Here is a 14395-nt window from a genome sequence, read left to right as displayed (position 1 = left end):
ATCGGTCATGGGGAACTCGCGCGATGAAGAAACAGCCGAACGGCGACGGTGCGGTGGTCATCAAGAAATACGCCAATCGCCGGCTCTATAACACCGAAAGCTCCTCCTACATCACGCTGGAGCATCTGGCGGCGATGACGCGCGAGGGGCGCGAGTTCCGGGTCGTCGATGCCAAGACCGACGAGGATATCACGCACAACGTTTTGACGCAGATCATCATGGAGGAGGAAAGCCGCGGGCAGACGATGCTGCCGGTGAATTTCCTGCGCCAGCTGATCGCGCTGTACGGCGATTCGATGCAGGCGATGGTGCCGGACTATCTGGATGCGTCGATGAACAGCTTCCGCCACAACCAGGCTCAGTTCAAGACGGCGGTGGAGGGCGCGTTCGCCGGCTCGCCGTTCGCCGAGCTGGCGAAGCACAATATGGCGATGTTCGAGGCTGCGGCGACTGCGTTCAAGGCGGCCGCGCCGGGCAATGCCGCACCGTCGACGCCGACGGCGTCGGGCGGCAGCAAGGACAGCGAAATCGCATCGCTGAAGGCGGAACTCGCCCGGTTGCGCGACAAGGTCGACAAGCTGGGCGAGTGACGCTGGCCGCGCGCGTTGCCGCGGGCCAGTCGACACCGTTGCGAAACCTCGCTTGTCCCCCGGCGCAGGCCGAGGTCCAGTCGCGAGCGGTTTCCGTATCTTACGAGCCGACCGTTACTGGACCCCGGCCTGCGCCGGGGAACAAGGGGGGACAACCCCGCGATCACGTCCGCGGTGACGCCGGCACGGCGACGAGCCTACCGTGGCTTGACGAAGCGCAGCGTCATGCGGTCGCTTTCGCCGATCGCGGCGTATTTCGCGCGGTCCTGATCGCCCAGCGAATAGGTGGGGGGCAGGGTCCACACGCCCTTGGGATGATCGTGCGTGTCCTTCGGATTGGCGTTGACGTCGCTGCTGCCGGCGAGCTTGAACCCGGCCGCTTCGGCGAGGCGGCGGACGGTGGAGACCTTCAGATAGCCGCTGTCCCGCTCCTTCGCGACGTCGCTCGCCTCGGGCAGGCGATGCTCGACGATGCCCAACGTACCGCCCGGGCGCAGCATGGCGTACCATGCCTTGAACGCATGGGCCGCGGTGTCGCCGCCGCCCATCGTCAGATTGTGGATGTTGCGGAAGGTGAGGACCACGTCCTGGCTGTTGGCGGGCACGTCGGTGGTGCCGGTGGCGGGGTCGATCGTGGCGACGGTGCCGGTCAGCTTCCTGTCGGCGAGCATCGTGCGCGCCGCATCCGCGCCCTTGGGCGTGACGAGCGCGGTATAGCTGCCCGTGCCCGCGGGCACGCGCGCCAGGATGATGCTGTACCAGCCGCCGCCGGGGGAGAATTCCACCACCTTCGACGCCGGGGTGACGCCGAAGAAGGCGAGCGTCTCGGCCGGGTGGCGATAGCGGTCGCGCGCCCGTTCGGCCGCGCTGCGGTCGGGCGCGGCGATGGCGCGGGCGACGGCGGGATCGGCGGCCGAGTGGGATTTGGGTGCGGCGTGGACCAGCGCGGCGGTGCCGATGAGCGCCGCGGCGATGGCGGCGGCGGGCAGCGGACGGGAAAGCGACATGGGCGCGGAACTCCAGGGGGGTGATGGCATGAGGCTGGAGCAGCGATGAGCGACGCGCAAGTCCTGCTGGCATCGGGCGCGGTGCTGGCGGCGGTGGTCGCGGTGCTGGCCGGATGGCGCGACTCGCGGCGGCGGCGACGGGCCGATGCCGATGCGGTCGGCTGGGTCGACTGGACGACGGTGCAGATGGCGGCGCTGATCGCGCTCGCGGTGCTGGCGTGGCTGGCGGTGAAGGGGTGATGCGGGGTCAGTAGAAGCGACGTAGCGTCAGCGTTCGGTCGGCACCGTCGCACATCCGCAGCGACACCGTCGTGCCCGGCGCCGCCGTCGTCCAGCGCGCGGCGGGCGTCGCGAGCCACGCGCGCGTGACGGGCGCGCCGTCTACCGCGCAGATCGCCTCGTCGACGCGCCAGCCCGCGGCGGCGGCCGGGCCGCCACGCATGACATGGAGCACCGACAGCCGGTCGCCGGTGAAGGCCAGGAGCAGCCCGCTGGTCGAGCGTTCCGGCGGCACGGGGGGCAGCGCGCGCAGCAGCAGGTGCCCGGCACCCGGATCGAGCAGGACGCGAAAGCGCTGCAACAGCCCCGACCCGATCCGCCCGGCAACGCCGATCGTGTCGGAAAAGCCGCCGGCCGGTTCCATCCGCACCTCGATATCGCGCGTGGTCGCGCCGCCCAGTGCGAGTTGCGGGACCACCGACAGGTCGCTCTCGACCGCGCCGGCGAGGCCATAGGAGATGGCGGTGGTCGCGGGCGGCCCCAGCCGCGCATCGCGCCAGGCCGGGGCGGACAGCGTCACCGCGGCGCCGTCGCCGGTATCGACCACGACGGGCGCGATGTGCCTTCCGCCGATCGTCAGCGCGCTCATGTACAGCTGGCGGTCGGGGGCGATGGTCAGCGGGGCACTGGCGCCGGTGAACGGCAGGCGGCCGCTGCGCAGCAGGCGGAAGCGTCGCGCCTGATAGTCGATGTCGAGCGCCCAGGCGGCGGTCAGGTCGCGCCCGACGAGCAGGTCGACGCCGGTGCGGTCGCCGCTGCCCGCGCGCGTGGCGGAGGCAGGCAGGTCCGCCACCACCAGCCCGCCGCCCCGCCGGGTGAGCCCGCCGATGACCAGCGAGCGGGTATCGGCGCGCCCGACGTCGAGCGAGCCGCCGATGACGTCGGCGCGCCCTTCCTGACGGACGGGGACGCGGTTGCGCGTCGCATAGTCGCGCGACAGCACCGAGACGCTGACTCCGGTGTCGAGGATCGCGATGACGGGGCGGTCGTCCAACGTCATCGCGAAGCGGATCTGGTTGCCGGGGGTGAGCTCGAAGGGAACCCAGCGCTCCTCGCTGTCGAGGGCGAGCGTCGCCACCGGCGCGGCGCGATGCGCGGTCGCGGGGACGGCGGCGGCGAGGAGGAGGGCGAGGATCACGCGGGCGGGTGTAGCGGGTTTGATGACCGGGGGTGAAGGGTGTCGTGCCGGAGTTGGTCCGGCATCCAGGGTTCCGCGCGTGCTGGTGCCGAGGCGTGTGCGGAACGATGGACCCCGGGTCGAGCCCGGGGTGACGAGACGGTGGGTGACGAAGGGACGCCCCGCCTACAGGCACGCCTCCAGATACGCCTGGTCGAAGCCGAACTGCTTGGCCTTGTCGAGCGTGTAGGGGCGCAGGCCCATCGAGCGGTATTCGCCGATGATCTTGCCGTCGGCGCTCTCGTCCAGATATTCGAACTTGAACAATTCCTGCGTCACGATCACCGGGCCTTCCATCCCGATCACCTCGGTGATGTTGGTCACGCGGCGGCTGCCGTCGCGCAGGCGCTTCACCTGGATGATCATGTCGACCGAATCGGCGATCTGGCGGCTGATCGCTTCCTTGGGCACCTTGATGTCCGACATCATCACCATGTTCTCCATGCGCGCCAGCGCCTCGCGCGGAGAGTTGGAGTGGAGCGTACACATCGAGCCGTCGTGGCCGGTGTTCATCGCGGCGAGCATGTCGAAACACTCGCTGCCGCGGATTTCGCCCAGGATGATGCGGTCCGGGCGCATACGCAGCGCGTTCTTCACGAGGTCGCGGATGCTGATCTCGCCCTGACCCTCCAGATTGGCGGGGCGCGTTTCCAGCGGCAGCCAGTGCGGCTGTTGCAAACGCAGTTCCGCCGCGTCCTCGATCGTCAGCACGCGCTCGCCGGGGTCGATCATCTTCGACAAGGCGTTGAGCATCGTCGTCTTGCCCGAGCCGGTGCCGCCCGAGATGACGACGTTGAAGCGGCACGCGCCCGCGATCTTCAGCGCGGTCGCCATCTTCTGCGACATGCTGCCGAAGCCGGCCATCATGTCGAGCGTGATCGGCTTGGCGGAGAATTTGCGGATCGAGATGGCGGTGCCGCGCAAGGAGAGCGGCGGCACGATGACGTTGACGCGGCTGCCGTCCTTCAGCCGCGCGTCGGCGAGCGGCGTGGTCTGGTCGACGCGGCGGCCGACCGAGTTGCAGATGCGCTGCGCGATCTGGAACAGATGCTCCTCGTCGCGGAACGCGATCTGCGCCAGCTCCAGCTTGCCCTTGCGCTCGACGAAGGTCTGGTCGGGGCCGTTGACCATGATGTCGGAGATGTCGGCGTCCGCCAGCAACTCCTCGAGCGGGCCGAGGCCGAGCAGCTCGTCGACCAGCACCTTTTCCAGCGCGAACTGCTCGCGGCGGTTCAGCGTCAGCTTCAGCTCGGCGAGCACCTCGCCGATGATCGGGCGGAATTCCTCCGCCAGCTCGTCCTTGCCCAGCGTCGCCGCGGCCTCGGGATCGACGCGCTCCAGCAGGCGGGGGAGTACCTGCTCCTTGATCTTGTGGATCGACGCCTCGAACCCCTCGACGCGGCTGTTGCCGGCCTCGCCGCTGGCGTTCTGACGGTCCGACAGGCGCTGCATCGCGTCGATCTGCGACTGGGGCGTGGTGTTGCCGATGTCGATCGCGTCGGCATCCGCCACGGTCAGCGTGTCGAGCGGGGGGAATTGCTCGCCCGGCATCGCGCCGCCGTCGTTGCGCTGGAAGCCGCCGCCCTGAAAGCCGCCGCCCTGCATCGGGCGCGCCACGCCAAAGCCGCCGCCCCGCGCGCTGCCGCTGCCGCCCGCCATCCCGTTGTTGCGACGCCCGAACGCGCTCATCGACTGTCCCGTCCCTTCATGGGTTCGGGCGACGGGCTAAGCGAGAAGGATTACCATTTGTCTAACCATCCCCGATCATTGTCCGTCCAGGAAGGCGAGGAAGGCGATGCGCAGGATGATGCGGGGCAGGGTGGCGTCGCGCGGCACCGCCTCGGCCGCGGCGACCACGTCGCGCGACACCGCGCCCGGGACGATCGTGGCGGCGGGGAAGCGGCGTGCCAAATCGCGCGCGTCCTCGTCGAAGGCGGCGTGGACCGGGCCGGCATCGGTGGCGGCGAGGAGCAGCGGGCCGAGCGCGGTCGGCGCGATCGTCCAGCGTATCGTCGCGCCCGCCCCGCCGCGCGCGCGGGCCGCGGGGGACAGTGCGACGCGCTCCGCCTCGGCATAGAAGCGGCTGGGGGCGGCATAGCCGGCGGCGTAGATCGCGTCGGTGACGCTGGGTTCGCGCGCGAGCGCGTCGGCGGCGCGCACGGCGCGCAGGTGGCGCGCGAAGGCGGCGGTGTGGCGCCGGTGGCGCGGACGAACAGGCGATGGAAATGGTGCGGGGCGTAGCCGGCGTGCGCCGCCAGCGTGGCGAGCGGCAGCGCGGTGTCGCTGGCCATGATCGCCTCCGCCGCTGCGATCACCGCGGCACGGTCGCGCGCGGCGGCATCGGGCAGGCAGCGGCGGCAGGCGCGATAGCCGCGCGCACGGGCGGCGGCGGGATCGCGCAGCATCTCCACGCTCGCGCGTGCGGGGCGACGCGCGGCGCAACTCGGCTTGCAATAGATGCCGGTGGTGCGCACCGCGACGACGAAGCGGCCGTCATAGGCGCGGTCGCGGCGCTCGAAGGCGCGCCACGCCTGATCCGGATCGATGTCAGCGGTGTCGGCGATGGTATCGGGCATGACGCTCATGTAAGCGCTCCGTATGGCGCCGGCATCCCGCGGCTTGCGCTCAAAACGGACGGGAGAGGCGAATGACGGACGATCCGGTATTGGTGGAGCGCCATGACGACGGCGTGGCGGTGGTGACGCTGAACCGGCCGCAGGCGATGAACGCGCTGTCGATCGCGCTGCGCGCGCAATTATACCGGGTGATGACCGCGCTGGACGGCGACGACGACGTGCGCTGCGTCGTGCTAACCGGGGCGGGGGAGCGCGCCTTCACCGCCGGGTTGGACCTGAAGGAGCTGGGATCGCGACCGGGCGCGCTGGGCGCCGCCAATGCGGAGGGCGCGGACGAGAATCCGGTCAAGGCGATCGAAACCTGTCGCAAGCCGGTGATCGGCGCGATCAACGGCGTCGCGATCACCGGCGGGTTCGAGGTGGCGCTGGCGTGCGACATATTGATCGCGTCGAGCAACGCGCGCTTCGCCGATACGCATGCGCGCGTCGGGGTGATGCCGGGCTGGGGCTTGAGCCAGAAGCTGTCGCGGATGATCGGTCCCTCGCGCGCGAAGGAGCTGTCGCTGTCGGGCAACTTCCTGGATGCCGCGACCGCGGAACGCTGGGGATTGGTCAATCGCGTGGTCGAACCCGGCGAATTGCTGAGTGTGGCGCGAAAGCTGGCGGCGGACATCGCCTCGGCCGATGCGGCCTTCATCGCGGGCTACAAAAGACTGATCGACGACGGTTATGCGCTGCCGTTCGGCGAGGGGATGGCGCTGGAGCATCGCCGCTCGTCGCAGGCCAACCGGCAGGTGACGCCCGAATCGGTCGAGGCGCGCCGTGCGGCGGTGCAGGCGCGGGGGCGTGCTCAATGAACGGCATCCGAATGGAATCAGCGCTGCGGTTGCATCCCCGGATGGCCTTTGCTACGCGCCCGCCATCCCAAGCGAGGCGCGTGTCCCATGCGCCATCCTTTCGCATGGGCCGACACCCCTTGGGTATGATGCGAGGAAAGTGAATCGCGTGGAGAGTTCCAGCGGTAATCAAGGCAGCAGCATCCAGGCGAGCCTGGGCGGTCGCTATGCCAGCGCGCTGTTCGACCTGGCGGTCGAGGCGAAGGCGGTCGACCGCGTCGAGCAGAGCCTGGCGGCGGTGCGCGATGCGCTGGCCGAATCGAGCGACTTCCGCGAGGTGACCACCTCGCCGGTGATCGCACGCGGTGCGGCGGTGAAGGCGGTGCTGGCCACCGCCGACCAGCTGGGCGTCGACGCGACGACGAAGAGCTTCCTGGGCGTACTGGCGGAAAACCGCCGGCTGGCGCAGCTGCCCGCGGTGATCCGCGCGTTTCGCCAGCTGGCCGCGCGCCATCGCGGCGAGACGACGGCCGAGGTCACCAGCGCGCATCCGCTGTCGCCCGAGCAGGTCGACGAGCTGAAGCAGCAGCTGCGTCGCCGCGTCGGGCGCGAGGTGTCGGTCGACCTGTCGGTCGATCCCGAGATCCTGGGCGGGCTGGTCGTCCGCATCGGTTCCCAGATGATCGATTCGTCGATCCGTACCCGTTTGAATGCGCTTGCCAGCGCGATGAAGGGCTGAAGACAATGGACATTCGCGCCGCAGAAATCTCGAAGGTCATCAAGGACCAGATCGCCAATTTCGGCACCGAGGCCCAGGTTTCCGAAACCGGTCAGGTGCTGTCGGTCGGCGACGGCATCGCCCGCATCTATGGCCTCGACAACGTCCAGGCCGGCGAGATGGTCGAGTTCGCCAATGGCGTGCAGGGCATGGCGCTGAACCTGGAGGCCGACAATGTCGGCGTCGTGATCTTCGGCTCCGACGCGGAGATCAAGGAAGGAGACACCGTCAAGCGCACCGGCACGATCGTGGACGTGCCGGTCGGCCGTGGCCTGCTGGGCCGCGTGGTCGATGGTCTGGGCAACCCGATCGACGGCAAGGGTCCGATCGTCGCCGAGAAGCGCAGCCGCGTCGAGGTGAAGGCGCCCGGCATCATCCCGCGCAAGTCGGTGCATGAGCCGGTGCAGACGGGCCTGAAGGCGATCGACGCGCTGGTGCCGGTCGGCCGTGGCCAGCGCGAGCTGATCATCGGCGACCGCCAGACCGGCAAGACCGCGGTCGCGCTCGACACCTTCATCAACCAGAAGCAGGTCAACGCGGGCGACGACGAGGGCAAGAAGCTGTACTGCATCTATGTTGCGGTCGGCCAGAAGCGCTCGACCGTGGCGCAGATCGTGCGCCAGCTGGAAGAGAATGGCGCGATGGAATATTCCATCGTCGTCGCCGCGACCGCGTCGGAGCCGGCGCCGCTGCAGTTCCTCGCGCCCTATACCGGCTGCGCGATGGGCGAGTATTTCCGCGACAACGGCATGCATGCGGTCATCGTCTATGACGATCTGTCGAAGCAGGCGGTCGCCTATCGCCAGATGTCGCTGCTGCTGCGCCGTCCGCCGGGCCGCGAGGCGTATCCGGGCGACGTGTTCTATCTCCACTCGCGCCTGCTGGAGCGCGCGGCGAAGATGAACGAGGACAATGGCTCCGGCTCGCTGACCGCGCTGCCGATCATCGAGACGCAGGCGGGCGACGTGTCGGCGTATATTCCGACCAACGTGATCTCGATCACCGACGGCCAGATCTTCCTCGAAACCGATCTGTTCTTCGCGGGCATCCGCCCGGCGATCAACGTCGGCCTGTCGGTCAGCCGCGTCGGCGGTGCTGCACAGACCAAGGCGATGAAGAAGGTGTCCGGCTCGATCAAGCTGGAGCTGGCGCAATATCGCGAGATGGCGGCGTTTGCGCAGTTCGGCTCCGACCTCGACGCCTCGACGCAGCGCCTGCTGAACCGCGGTGCGCGCCTGACCGAGCTGCTGAAGCAGCCGCAGTTCTCGCCCATGCCGTTCGAGGAGCAGACCGCGTCGATCTATGCCGGCACCAACGGCTATATCGACAGCGTGCCGGTCGCCGACGTCAACCGCTACGAAGCGGCGATGCTGGCGTTCCTGCGCGACAAGCACGCTGGCGTGCTGGCGGCGATCCGCGACACGCGCGAGCTGGGCAAGGACACCGAGGCGAAGCTGAAGGCGGCGCTGGACGAGTTCGCGAAGACGTTCGCGTAAGGGGCATATAGCCCTCTCCCCCGTGGGGAGAGGGTTGGGTGAGGGGGAGGGTGTCTCACCGAGAGCTACCTCTCTGCGAGGCACCGGCCCCTCACCCCGGCCCTCTCCCCGGCGGGGAGAGGGAGAAGAAGGATCCAAATGGCAAGTCTCAAGGCCCTCAAGATCCGCATCGGCTCGGTGAAGTCGACGCAGAAGATCACCAAGGCGATGAAGATGGTCGCCGCCGCGAAGCTGCGCCGCGCGCAGGAGGCGGCGGTCGCCGGGCGTCCCTATGCCGAGCGGCTGGAGGCGGTGGTCGCCAGCCTGGCGAAGAACGTCGGTGTCGGCGCGTCGCCGCTGATGGCGGGGACCGGCAAGGACCAGGTCCACCTGTTGGTGGTCGCCACCTCGGAGCGTGGCCTGGCGGGTGCGTTCAACACCAACATCGTCCGTGCCGCGCGCCGCAAGGCGGAGGAGCTGGAGGCGCAGGGCAAGACCGTGCGTTTCTATCTGGCGGGCAAGAAGGGGCGCGTGCTGCGCCGCTTCTATCCGACCGGCGTCATGGCCGATCACGATCTGTCGACGCTCAAGACCGCGTCGTTCGACGCCGCCAAGGAGATCGCGGACGACCTGATCCGCCGCTACGAGGCGGGCGAGTTCGACGTCGCGCACCTGTTCTACGCCCGCTTCCAGTCGGCGCTGGTGCAGGAGCCGGTCGGGCCGCAGATCATCCCGGTCGCGATTCCCGCGAGCAGCGAGCCGAAGCTGGCCAATAGCGGCGATGCGACGGTGGAATATGAGCCGAGCGAGGAAGCGATCCTGAACGATCTGCTGCCGCGCAACGTCGCGATCCAGATCTTCCGTGCGATGCTGGAGAATGCCGCGTCGGAGCAGGGCAGCCGCATGACCGCGATGGACAATGCGACGCGCAACGCGGGCGACATGATCAAGCGGTTGAGCATCCAGTACAACCGCGCGCGCCAAGCGGCGATCACGACCGAGCTGGTCGAGATCATCTCGGGCGCGGAGGCGCTGTAAGAAGGAAGTTCCCCGGCGAAGGCCGGGGCCCAGTTACGCAGGTCCCGATGCTGGACCCCGGCCTTCGCCGGGGAACAAGAAGGAAGAAGAAATGGCCACCGCCGCTGAAGACATCCGCCCGACCGTTTCGGGCAGCAACAATGTGGGCCGCATCAGCCAGGTGATCGGCGCGGTCGTCGACGTGCAGTTCGACAACCACCTGCCCGCGATCCTCTCCGCGCTGGAGACCGACAACAACGGCCAGCGGCTGGTGCTGGAGGTCGCGCAGCATCTGGGCGAGAACACCGTCCGCACGATCGCGATGGACTCGACCGAGGGTCTGACCCGTGGGCAGAACGTGACCGACACCGGCGCGCAAATCCAGATGCCGGTCGGTCCGGCGACGCTGGGGCGCATCATGAACGTCATCGGCGAGCCGATCGACGAGCGCGGTCCGATCGCGACCGACCTGCGCGGTCCGATCCACGCCAAGGCGCCGGACTTCATCGACCAGTCGACCGAGAGCGCGATCCTGGTGACGGGCATCAAGGTCATCGACCTGCTGGCACCCTATGCGAAGGGCGGCAAGATCGGCCTGTTCGGCGGCGCGGGCGTCGGCAAGACGGTGCTGATCCAGGAGCTGATCAACAACATCGCCAAGGGCCATGGCGGCACCTCGGTGTTTGCGGGCGTGGGCGAGCGGACCCGTGAGGGCAACGATCTGTACCATGAGTTCCTCGACGCGGGCGTCATCGCCAAGGACGCCGATGGCCATGCCATCAGCGAGGGGTCGAAGGTCGCGCTGGTCTATGGCCAGATGAACGAGCCGCCGGGCGCGCGTGCGCGTGTGGCGCTGTCGGGCCTCGCCATTGCGGAATATTTCCGCGACCAGGAAGGGCAGGACGTGCTGTTCTTCGTCGACAACATCTTCCGCTTCACGCAGGCGGGCGCGGAAGTGTCGGCGCTGCTGGGGCGTATCCCGTCGGCGGTGGGCTATCAGCCGACGCTGTCGACCGACATGGGCGCGTTGCAGGAGCGCATCACCTCGACCAACAAGGGGTCGATCACCTCGGTGCAGGCGGTGTACGTCCCCGCGGACGACCTCACCGATCCGGCGCCGGCGACGTCGTTCGCGCACCTTGACGCGACGACCGTGCTGAACCGCGCGATCTCCGAGCTGGGCATCTACCCGGCGGTCGATCCGCTCGACTCGACCAGCCGCGTGCTGGAGCCGCGCACGGTGGGTCAGGACCATTACGAGACGGCACGTGCGGTGCAGGCGACGTTGCAGAAGTACAAGTCGCTGCAGGACATCATCGCCATCCTGGGGATGGACGAGCTGTCCGAAGAGGACAAGCTGACCGTCAGCCGCGCGCGCAAGATCCAGCGCTTCCTGTCGCAGCCGTTCCACGTCGCCGAGGTGTTCACCAACATCCCGGGCAAGTTCGTCCAGCTCGACGACACCATCCGCAGCTTCAAGGCGGTGGTGAACGGCGAGTACGACCACCTGCCGGAAGCCGCCTTCTACATGGTCGGCGGGATCGACGAAGCGGTCGCCAAGGCCGAGAAGCTGGCGCAGGAGGCGTAAGCGTCCGTTCTTAGCCCTCTCCCCGTTGGGGAGAGGGTTGGGTGAGGGGCTGCCACAAGCGCCTTGCTCGGTGAGACACCCACCCCTCACCCCGACCCTCTCCCCGGAGGGGAGAGGGAGAAAACGGTAATATCATGCTGCACTTCGAACTCGTCACGCCCGAACGCCTGGTCCGCAGCGACGAGGTCTTCATGGTCACCGTCCCCGGCACCGACGGCGATTTCGCGGTGCTGGAGGGGCATGCGCCTTTCATGTCGACGATCCGCGACGGCAACGTGCTGGTGCAGAAGTCGGAGAATGCCGCGCCCGAGACGATCGCGATCCGCGGCGGCTTCGCCGAGGTGAACGCCAACGGGCTGACGGTGCTGGCCGAGCACGCGGGCTGATCGCAACGGATATTCCGCACGTCAGGGGGGCTGCCGTCATGACGGGGACGATCGTTCGTGAAGCGCGTCCCGGCGATCATGATCAATGGCTGCCACTATGGGATGGCTATAACGCCTTCTACGGCCGTGCCGGCGAGACGGCGCTCGCACCCGAGATCACCGCGACGACATGGGCGCGGTTCTTCGACCCCTATGAACCGATGCGGGCGTTCGTCGCGGAGCACGAGGGTCGCCTGGTCGGCCTGGTACATTGTCTGCTTCATCGGAGCACGACATCGATCGCGCCCAGCCTGTATCTCCAGGATCTGTTCACCAGCGCCAAGGCGCGCGGGCAGGGCGTCGGTCGCGCGCTGATCGAAGCGATATACGACCATGCGCGCGGCGCCGGCATCCCTGGCGTCTATTGGCTGACGCACGAAACCAACGCCACCGCGATGCGGCTGTACGATCGGCTGGCCGAAAAGTCCGGCTTCATCGTCTACCGTCAGATGATCTGACGCGGCGCCGTTACAGGAAGCTGTACGGATCCACGTCGACCGCCACGCGCACCTTGGCCGGCCAGTCGAGCGCGCCGAGCCAGTCGCGGATCACGTCCTGCACATCGAGCGCGCGGCGCGCATGGACCAGCAGGCGATAGCGGTGGCGCCCGCGCAGCATCGCCAGCGGGGCGGGAGCGGGGCCATAGACCTCCATGCCGTCGACGCGCGGCACGGCGCGGCCGATGAGGCGCGCGGTTTCCAGCGCGGCGGGCTGCTCCTCCGAGGAGACGATGATCGCGGCATAGCGGCCGAACGGCGGCGCGCCGGCGTCCTGCCGAGCCTCCGTCTCCGCGGCGTAGAACGCCTCCGCGTCGCCCGTGACCAGTGCCTGCATCACCTGCGCACGGGGGCTGTGGGTCTGGATGAAGACATGACCCGGCTTCTCGCCGCGACCGGCGCGACCCGATACCTGGCGGATCTGCTGGAAGGTGCGTTCCGCCGCGCGCAGATCGCCGCCGTCGAGGCCCAGGTCGGCGTCGACCACGCCGACCAGCGTCAGGTTGGGGAAGTGATAGCCCTTGGTCACCAATTGCGTGCCGACGACGATGTCGATCGCGCCCGCCTCCATCCGCGCCACGAACTCCGCCGCCCTGGCGGGGGACCAGATGGTGTCGGAGGTGACGACGGCGGTGCGCGCCTCCGGGAACAGCGCCGCGACCTCGTCGGCGATCCGCTCCACGCCGGGGCCGCAGGCGACCAGCGTATCCTCGTTCCGGCATTCCGGGCACAGCCGCGGCACCGGCTCGACATGCCCGCAATGGTGGCAGGCGAGGCGGCGCGTCAGGCGATGCTCGACCATCCACGCCGTGCAATGGGGGCATTGGAAACGATGTCCGCAGGTGCGGCACAAGGTGAGCGGGGCATAGCCGCGGCGGTTGAGGAACAGCAGCGACTGCTCGCCACGCTCCAGCGTCTCGCCAAGCGCGGCGACGAGCCGCGGGCTGAGCCAGCGGCCGCGCTCGGGCGGTTCGGCGATCAGGTCGATCGCCTCGATCGTCGGCATCTCGGCGGCGCCGAAGCGGCCGGGCAGGCGCACCTCGGCGTAATTGCCGAGTGCTACCTGATGCCGCGTCTCGATCGCGGGGGTGGCGGACGCGAGGATCGTCGGGCAACCCTCGAACAGCGCGCGCATCACCGCCACGTCGCGGGCGTGATAATGGACGCCGTCCTCCTGCTTGAAGCTGGTCTCGTGCGCCTCGTCGACGACGATCAGGCCGAGGTTCGCATAGGGGAGGAACAGCGCGGAGCGCGCGCCGACCGTCACGCGCGCCTCCCCGCTCGCGATCGCGCGCCACGCGCGGCGGCGCTGGGTGGCGCGCAGGCCGGAGTGCCAGGCGACCGGCTCGCAGCCGAAGCGATCGTGGAAGCGCTTCAGGAACGGTTCGGTCAGCGCGATCTCGGGAAGGAGGACCAATATCTGCCGCCCGGCACGGATCGCGGCCGCCACCGCCTCGAAATAGACCTCGGTCTTGCCCGATCCGGTGACGCCGTCGAGCAGGATGGTGCGGAACGCGGCGGCCTCCACCGCGTCGGACAGGGTCGTGGCGGCGGCGCGCTGGTCGTCGGACAGCACCGGCGGGGCATAAGCGGGGTCGGGAAGCGGATAGGGTGTGTCGATCGCCACCTCGACCGCCTCGATCGCGCCGGCCTTCACCAGTCCGCGGATCACCGCGTCGCTGACGTCGGCGATCGTGGCCAGTTCGCGGATCAGCCCCTGCCGGTCGCCGATCCGCTCCAATGCCTGCGCGCGTTGCGGGGTGAGACGGTCGGGGACGTGGCCGGTGGCGCGATATTCGATCGCGGTGCGTGACCCCTCCAGCGCGGCGCTGGAGGACAACGCCATGCGGACGACGGCGGCGGGGGGCGCGAGATAATAATCCGCGGTCCATTCCACCAGTCGGCGCAAGGGCGCGCGCAGCGGCGGTGCGTCGGCGACCGCCATCAGGTTGCGCAGCCGGTTGTCGCCGACCTCCGCATCGGACGGCATCCGCTCCGCCTCCCACACCACGCCGGTCAACTGGCGCGGGCCGAGCGGCGCGACGACGATCGATCCCGGCTCCACCGCCATGCCGTGCGGCACGCGATAGTCGAGCGGGCCGAGCGCGGCATTGAGGACGAGGACACGGGCGCGGGACGACATCGCGGCC

At 69.0% G+C, this 14395-nt stretch carries 14 protein-coding genes and 1 pseudogene; 9 read left to right on the top strand and 6 right to left on the bottom strand.

What is annotated here, in order from left to right; translation table 11 throughout:
• The first annotated feature begins 23 nt into the window (after positions 1 to 23).
• Positions 24 to 590 carry a polyhydroxyalkanoate synthesis repressor PhaR gene (gene phaR / locus PGN14_RS08160; RefSeq protein ID WP_335298990.1) on the top strand — a complete coding sequence of 189 codons (567 nt, stop codon included), beginning with the start codon at positions 24 to 26 and terminating at the stop codon, positions 588 to 590.
• A 197-nt stretch (positions 591 to 787) separates the two neighbouring features.
• Here the strand turns inward: phaR and PGN14_RS08155 are convergent, their stop codons facing one another.
• The gene (locus PGN14_RS08155; protein ID WP_335298988.1) at positions 788 to 1597 is read right to left on the bottom strand and encodes a class I SAM-dependent methyltransferase; all 810 of its coding nucleotides are present in this window, start codon (positions 1595 to 1597) and stop codon (positions 788 to 790) included.
• Positions 1598 to 1642: 45 nt separating this feature from the next.
• Here PGN14_RS08155 and PGN14_RS08150 point away from each other — a divergent pair, with 45 nt between their 5' ends.
• Positions 1643 to 1837, top strand: a complete 195-nt coding sequence (locus PGN14_RS08150; protein WP_335298986.1) for a hypothetical protein — start codon at positions 1643 to 1645, stop codon at positions 1835 to 1837.
• Positions 1838 to 1844: 7 nt separating this feature from the next.
• Here PGN14_RS08150 and PGN14_RS08145 read toward each other — a convergent pair whose 3' ends face one another.
• The 4 genes and pseudogenes from PGN14_RS08145 to PGN14_RS08130 all read right to left on the bottom strand — a co-directional run.
• Complete coding sequence (locus PGN14_RS08145) at positions 1845 to 3014, bottom strand: aspartyl protease family protein (protein WP_335298984.1); 1170 nt, start codon at positions 3012 to 3014, stop codon at positions 1845 to 1847.
• A 165-nt stretch (positions 3015 to 3179) separates the two neighbouring features.
• On the bottom strand, positions 3180 to 4742 hold the full coding sequence (locus tag PGN14_RS08140; protein WP_335298982.1) for a CpaF family protein: 1563 nt from the start codon (positions 4740 to 4742) through the stop codon (positions 3180 to 3182).
• 75 nt (positions 4743 to 4817) lie between these two features.
• Positions 4818 to 5213, bottom strand: coding sequence for a hypothetical protein (locus PGN14_RS08135; RefSeq protein ID WP_335299209.1), 396 nt, complete (start codon positions 5211 to 5213; stop codon positions 4818 to 4820).
• 239 nt (positions 5214 to 5452) lie between these two features.
• Positions 5453 to 5629, bottom strand: a pseudogene (locus PGN14_RS08130) (Ada metal-binding domain-containing protein); the annotation flags it as partial.
• Between the two features lie 71 nt (positions 5630 to 5700).
• On the opposite strand from PGN14_RS08130, the gene PGN14_RS08125 reads away from it, so the two are divergent.
• The 7 genes from PGN14_RS08125 to PGN14_RS08095 all read left to right on the top strand — a co-directional run bounded on the left by PGN14_RS08125 (position 5701) and on the right by PGN14_RS08095 (position 12206).
• The gene (locus PGN14_RS08125; RefSeq protein WP_335298981.1) at positions 5701 to 6486 is read left to right on the top strand and encodes an enoyl-CoA hydratase; all 786 of its coding nucleotides are present in this window, start codon (positions 5701 to 5703) and stop codon (positions 6484 to 6486) included.
• 148 nt (positions 6487 to 6634) lie between these two features.
• Positions 6635 to 7204, top strand: coding sequence for a F0F1 ATP synthase subunit delta (locus tag PGN14_RS08120; protein ID WP_335298979.1), 570 nt, complete (start codon positions 6635 to 6637; stop codon positions 7202 to 7204).
• 5 nt (positions 7205 to 7209) lie between these two features.
• The gene (gene atpA / locus PGN14_RS08115) at positions 7210 to 8739 is read left to right on the top strand and encodes a F0F1 ATP synthase subunit alpha (protein ID WP_335298977.1); all 1530 of its coding nucleotides are present in this window, start codon (positions 7210 to 7212) and stop codon (positions 8737 to 8739) included.
• Between the two features lie 138 nt (positions 8740 to 8877).
• The gene (locus PGN14_RS08110) at positions 8878 to 9756 is read left to right on the top strand and encodes a F0F1 ATP synthase subunit gamma (protein WP_335298976.1); all 879 of its coding nucleotides are present in this window, start codon (positions 8878 to 8880) and stop codon (positions 9754 to 9756) included.
• A 91-nt stretch (positions 9757 to 9847) separates the two neighbouring features.
• Positions 9848 to 11323 (top strand): F0F1 ATP synthase subunit beta, encoded by a 1476-nt coding sequence (gene atpD, locus PGN14_RS08105; protein WP_335298975.1) that lies wholly within the window; start codon positions 9848 to 9850, stop codon positions 11321 to 11323.
• A gap of 131 nt (positions 11324 to 11454) precedes the next feature.
• On the top strand, positions 11455 to 11709 hold the full coding sequence (locus PGN14_RS08100) for an ATP synthase F1 subunit epsilon (RefSeq protein ID WP_335299197.1): 255 nt from the start codon (positions 11455 to 11457) through the stop codon (positions 11707 to 11709).
• Positions 11710 to 11747: 38 nt separating this feature from the next.
• Positions 11748 to 12206 (top strand): GNAT family N-acetyltransferase, encoded by a 459-nt coding sequence (locus tag PGN14_RS08095; RefSeq protein WP_335298974.1) that lies wholly within the window; start codon positions 11748 to 11750, stop codon positions 12204 to 12206.
• A 10-nt stretch (positions 12207 to 12216) separates the two neighbouring features.
• Here the strand turns inward: PGN14_RS08095 and PGN14_RS08090 are convergent, their stop codons facing one another.
• Positions 12217 to 14388 carry a primosomal protein N' gene (locus PGN14_RS08090; RefSeq protein ID WP_335298973.1) on the bottom strand — a complete coding sequence of 724 codons (2172 nt, stop codon included), beginning with the start codon at positions 14386 to 14388 and terminating at the stop codon, positions 12217 to 12219.
• Positions 14389 to 14395: the final 7 nt, after the last annotated feature.

The sequence above is a fragment of the Sphingomonas adhaesiva genome (genome assembly GCF_036946305.1).
In the GTDB taxonomy this organism is placed as follows: Bacteria; Pseudomonadota; Alphaproteobacteria; order Sphingomonadales; family Sphingomonadaceae; genus Sphingomonas; species Sphingomonas adhaesiva_B.
The sequence above is the reverse complement of the archived record's forward strand: the minus strand, read 5'-3'. Positions and strand labels throughout refer to the sequence as shown.

What these genes read in the sequence shown, in the direction of transcription:
- phaR (WP_335298990.1), top strand. Translation starts at nt 24, where the DNA reads ATGAAGAAACAGCCGAACGGCGACGGTGCGGTGGTCATCAAGAAATAC.
- PGN14_RS08155 (WP_335298988.1), bottom strand. Translation starts at nt 1,597, where the DNA reads ATGTCGCTTTCCCGTCCGCTGCCCGCCGCCGCCATCGCCGCGGCGCTC.
- PGN14_RS08150 (WP_335298986.1), top strand. Translation starts at nt 1,643, where the DNA reads ATGAGCGACGCGCAAGTCCTGCTGGCATCGGGCGCGGTGCTGGCGGCG.
- PGN14_RS08140 (WP_335298982.1), bottom strand. Translation starts at nt 4,742, where the DNA reads ATGAGCGCGTTCGGGCGTCGCAACAACGGGATGGCGGGCGGCAGCGGC.
- PGN14_RS08125 (WP_335298981.1), top strand. Translation starts at nt 5,701, where the DNA reads ATGACGGACGATCCGGTATTGGTGGAGCGCCATGACGACGGCGTGGCG.
- atpA (WP_335298977.1), top strand. Translation starts at nt 7,210, where the DNA reads ATGGACATTCGCGCCGCAGAAATCTCGAAGGTCATCAAGGACCAGATC.
- PGN14_RS08110 (WP_335298976.1), top strand. Translation starts at nt 8,878, where the DNA reads ATGGCAAGTCTCAAGGCCCTCAAGATCCGCATCGGCTCGGTGAAGTCG.
- atpD (WP_335298975.1), top strand. Translation starts at nt 9,848, where the DNA reads ATGGCCACCGCCGCTGAAGACATCCGCCCGACCGTTTCGGGCAGCAAC.
- PGN14_RS08095 (WP_335298974.1), top strand. Translation starts at nt 11,748, where the DNA reads ATGACGGGGACGATCGTTCGTGAAGCGCGTCCCGGCGATCATGATCAA.
- PGN14_RS08090 (WP_335298973.1), bottom strand. Translation starts at nt 14,388, where the DNA reads ATGTCGTCCCGCGCCCGTGTCCTCGTCCTCAATGCCGCGCTCGGCCCG.